This is a genomic window from Nodosilinea sp. LEGE 07298 (assembly GCF_015207265.1).
Taxonomy (GTDB): Bacteria; Cyanobacteriota; Cyanobacteriia; order Phormidesmidales; family Phormidesmidaceae; genus Nodosilinea.
The window spans coordinates 1-4,092 of sequence record NZ_JADEXE010000443.1 but is presented as its reverse complement, the minus strand read 5'-3'; the positions used below and the strand labels follow the sequence as shown (position 1 = coordinate 4,092).

General features: G+C 59.5%; 4 protein-coding genes. 1 reads left to right on the top strand and 3 read right to left on the bottom strand.

The features are described 5' to 3' along the window. Positions 1-899, bottom strand: an 899-nt coding sequence (locus IQ273_RS31300) for a serine/threonine-protein kinase (RefSeq protein WP_194026993.1), incomplete at its 3' end; no start/stop codon positions are given. A gap of 285 nt (positions 900-1,184) precedes the next feature. On the opposite strand from IQ273_RS31300, the gene lexA reads away from it, so the two are divergent. After that, entirely contained in the window at positions 1,185-1,817 is a 633-nt protein-coding gene (lexA, locus tag IQ273_RS31295; protein ID WP_194026992.1) for a transcriptional repressor LexA, read from the top strand. Positions 1,818-1,934: 117 nt separating this feature from the next. On the opposite strand, the gene uvsE is transcribed toward lexA, so the two are convergent. Together uvsE and IQ273_RS31285 are read right to left on the bottom strand one after the other, a co-directional pair. Then, on the bottom strand, positions 1,935-2,864 hold the full coding sequence (gene uvsE, locus IQ273_RS31290; protein WP_194026991.1) for a UV DNA damage repair endonuclease UvsE: 930 nt from the start codon (positions 2,862-2,864) through the stop codon (positions 1,935-1,937). Between the two features lie 158 nt (positions 2,865-3,022). Further along, a complete protein-coding gene (locus IQ273_RS31285) occupies positions 3,023-4,045 on the bottom strand; it encodes a spore photoproduct lyase family protein (protein WP_194026994.1) in 1,023 nt (340 codons plus the stop codon). Between the last annotated feature and the right edge of the window lie 47 nt (positions 4,046-4,092).

Genomic DNA, 4,092 nt, shown 5'->3' with positions numbered 1-4,092 from the left:
GGCATGGGTTGTGCCCAGGCGGTGGAGAGCGGGTCGGGGTGGGCCAAATTGAGCGCCGCTAGAGCCTGCCCTGCCGAGGGGTAGCGGTCTTCGGGGTTGTGGGCCACCAGGCGGGTCAACACCTGGCGCAGGGTATCGGATAGCTCAATTTGCTCGGGCCAACTCCAGCGATCGCGGCGATCGTCGTACAGCTCTGCGGGGTCTTTGCCGATTAGCAGTACTAGGGCCGTTACCCCCAGCGCATAGAGGTCGGTGGCGGGGCTGACCTGGCCCGACTCAAGCTGTTCTTCGGGGGCATAGCCCACCGTGCCCAACCGGGTGACGGTGCCATCGGCGGCCTGGTAGGGCTGAGCTACCCCCAGCTGGTGGCGCACATTCACCACCAATTGCTTGACGCCGCCAAAGTCGATTAGCACCGGGCGACCGTCAGCGTTGCGCTGAATCAGGTTGTCGGGCGAAATGTCGCGGTGCACAATGCCGATACTGTGCAGGTATTGCAGCAGCGGCAGGGTTTGGATTAAAAACTGCACTACTTCAGCTTCGCTAAAGCGATCGTTGTAGGCGCGGCGGCGATCGAGCAGTTCTCGGTAGGTGGGGCCTTCGACGTAGTCCTGCACCAAAAACAGTCGCCCTTCATCGCGCAGCAGCTCGCGAAACCGAGGCACCTGGGGGTGGTTAATTTGGTAGAGAATGTTGGCCTCGCGCTCAAACAGGGTTTGGGCTTTGTCGAGGGCCAGTTTGCCGGGTACCTGGGGGTTAAACTCTTTCAGCACGCAGAGTTCTTGAAACCGATGGCTGTCTTCGGCTAGGTAGGTGTCGCCAAAACTGCCCCGGCTGAGCTGCCGCAGCACCCGGTAGCGCTTGCCCAGCAACCGTTCTCCCTGTCCTGTTTCAGCCATAGCCGCGTACTGCCAAGCTCTCTATATTAGTGTTGCGCACGATGCATCTGTCACAGATTAGCGCAAACCCGCGCTGTTTCTGTGAGTGGCTCGGTGAAGTCGCCGGGGCTCCAAGAACTATGACTGCCAAGAACAGCGGCTGCCAAACCCAAGACTTTAATCAGAGTCGGCAGCTTTCAACCTTCCCCTCTGGCATCACGGAACCACTTGGCAGCACAAATGAACCTATTGACAGGTAGAATTACTGAGTGTCAAATTAATACACCAGTACCATTTTGTTTCGTCATGACTCTTTGCCCTGCGGAGCGCCGTCTATACGACTGCCTAAAACGATGGGTTGGCAGCTACGGCTATGCCCCTACCCTACGCGAGATGAAGGACGACCTGCGATCGCCCTCCATGTCATTCGTTCAAGACCTGCTCAAACGGTTGCAGCAAAAGGGCTACATTGAGCGGCAGTTTGGTCGGGCACGCGCCATTCATGTACTCTCCAGTGAACTGCCGCTGTGGGGCATTGTTCAGGCGGGCTACCTGATAGATCATCCCGAGCGCTCTGAGCGCATTTGGCTAGAGGGCCATCGCTATATAGTCGGTGACTATGCTCTGCAAGTCAGCGGCGACAGCATGGTGGGTGCCCAAATTCTTGACGGCGACGTGGTGGTGATTCGCCCCGCCCACGATCTGTGGGCCATTCGCCCCGGCCACATCGTCGCCATCTGGATCGATGGAGAGGGCACCACCCTCAAGCATGTGTTTTACCGAGAAGGCGAGGCGCAGGTCACCTTAAAACCCGCCAACCCAGCCCACGAGATTCGCATTCTAGAGCGCGATCGCGTCGGTGTGCAGGGCGTAATTGTAGGCCACCACCGCTACCACGATGGCCTTTGGATTGCCCATAGGGCCAGTGAAAACGAATGATCCCATCGCCCCAGATCCGACGGCTCTCGGTGAAAATCACCCTCAGGACGATGGGCACTACCTACTTACCGCGCCGCCCAATCTACGTGATAGTGAGAATTTTTACGGTTTTATCAGTCAGCTAGCTTCAGGCTGGAGCCAGGTTTGGCTCAGATGGGCGATCGCCACTTCTTTCTGCTTGGCCTCTACCTCAATCCAGGGGGCCTGGCGGTAGCTGGTGGGCATGGTGGCAATTAGGTCACTGTGGCGGGGGTCGTGTAGCGCCTCGCGCCCGTTTGAAATATGCACCAGTTGCCAGGTGGACTCAGGCCAGGTGGTGCGGGCTGCTGCCAGCATTTGCCCCACGCTGGGGTGGTCGTAACTGTCGAGCCGTTCGTGAATCAGGTGGTGGTGAGCGTCAAACACCAGGGGAATGTGGGCGGCCCGGCAGATGTCGATCAGGCTGGCGGTGCTGTAGGTGTGCTCGTCGTTTTCTAGGGTGAGGCGAGAGCGAATGGGGGTGGGCAGGTTGCCAATTACCTGAATCAGCCGCTCGGCGCGATCGCCCTTGCCGCCGTGAATATTCATCGCCGCCCAGGGCGACTGGGGCAGACCCATTAGGTCAAACCAGCGGGCCTGGGCACCCAGAATGGTGATGCTGTTGGCAATCACCGTTGGGTTGTCGGAGTTGAGCACGACAAACTGATCGGGGTGCAGCACCAGCCGAATGCCAGCAGCCTGGGCGCGATCGCCCACCTGCCTGAGCGCGTCGCTATATTCCGCCAGAATGCGATCGCCCAGGGGGGTATCTGAAAACGGAAAGGCGTTGGATATTAGGCGATAGAGCCGGATCTGATGCTCCTGACAGAAGGTGAGCGCCTGGTTGAGTCGCTTTAGGTTCTCGCCGTAGAGCGATCGCAGGGCCTCAGTCTGGGCCGCCTCATCCAATTGCAGCAGTCGTTTGCGGGTCATGGTCTTAAAGCGCACCTCTGGCGAGGTAGTAATGCAGACCAGCCCCAGCTTGGGGACATCGGCGGCGGTTTCAATGGGCGCGGATGATTGGAACATGATGGTGAATCGTAGGGGCGCAGGGCCTGCGCCCTAACAAGTTTTGGAGTTGAGCCATTAGCCGGGGCAACGGTTTCCTTGAGAGTTTCTCTAGGTGTGCCGCAGATGGAGTGGTGGGCATTGCCCACCCTACGTCTATGGGCAAGCTGGACCCGTGGTTAGGTCCAGTACAAGATTTTGGCTTGGGGAAAGCGCTGGGCGATTGCTTCCTCAAAGAAGCTCCGCAGCGCTTTCATCGTGTCTTTGTCGTAGACGTACTTAATGCCGCCAAACTTGTTGCGCTTGGTGGTGCGGTTGGCTTCGTCTAAATCCAGCTTGCTGTTGGGGTACCACTCCTGCAAGACCTCCTTAGACCCAGGGGTAAAGCGGTGGGAGATCAGCTCGAAGGTAAGGTCGCAGTCAAAATCGAGGGCGGCAGCGGCATCGTCTAGGAGCTGGGTGTACTCTTCGCGCCAGTTCTCTAGCGGCATGATGGGTGCCACCACAAAGCCCACAGGGTAGCCGCCACCGCCCTGCTCAACCGGCAGCGCCAGCTTGCAAATCGCCTGCAAGCGCTGAGCCACTGAAGCGGTCCCCCCCTCTAGAAAGCGCGACACCGAGGCGGCGTTGATGCTGAAGCGGCAGCGAGTGTGGCCGTTGTGGGGCAGATTCAGTAAATCGTCCACATTGTCAAACTTTGAGACCCAGCGCAGATGGCCGCGATCGCGGGTGCCAAAGTAGCGAATGCACTCCGCCAGGCTGCCGGTGAGGTGCTCAATGCCCAGGGGGTCGGTGTAGCAGCTCACCTCGTAGCTGGTGGGCTGGTCGTGTTTCTCGTATTGCGCCAGGTTTTTAAGAATTTGCGGCAGGTTGGCGTATACGCGAATCACTGGCGGCCCCTGCAAGCTACCGGCCAGGTAGCAGTACTGGCAGTGGGCCGGGCAGCCCTGGGCCAGGTGAAACTGCCAATCAGCCGAGGGCGGAATCGGGGTCAGCTTGAGCTGGCTGGCCGGGGCCGTAACCACCGCCAGGGTGCGCTTCGAAATAGCGTAGGTTTCGCGCTCGGTCTCACCGCGCAGGCCCGTGATGCGGTTTTGCTTTAGGTACTCGACGGGCAGATCTAGCGCCTGTACCCGCTGGAGAATCTGCTGGCCCCAGGGCTCGTCTAGGGCGGCGGGGGTAAATAATACCTGCTCTGGCATCCACCGCCGGATGCGGTAGGCGGTAGCGACAGGGGCAGGCTGGGTGG

Bases quoted from the DNA above. Each gene is read 5' to 3' on its own strand.
- lexA (WP_194026992.1), top strand. From the start codon at position 1,185: ATGACTCTTTGCCCTGCGGAGCGCCGTCTATACGACTGCCTAAAACGA.
- uvsE (WP_194026991.1), bottom strand. From the start codon at position 2,864: ATGTTCCAATCATCCGCGCCCATTGAAACCGCCGCCGATGTCCCCAAG.
- IQ273_RS31285 (WP_194026994.1), bottom strand. From the start codon at position 4,045: ATGCCAGAGCAGGTATTATTTACCCCCGCCGCCCTAGACGAGCCCTGG.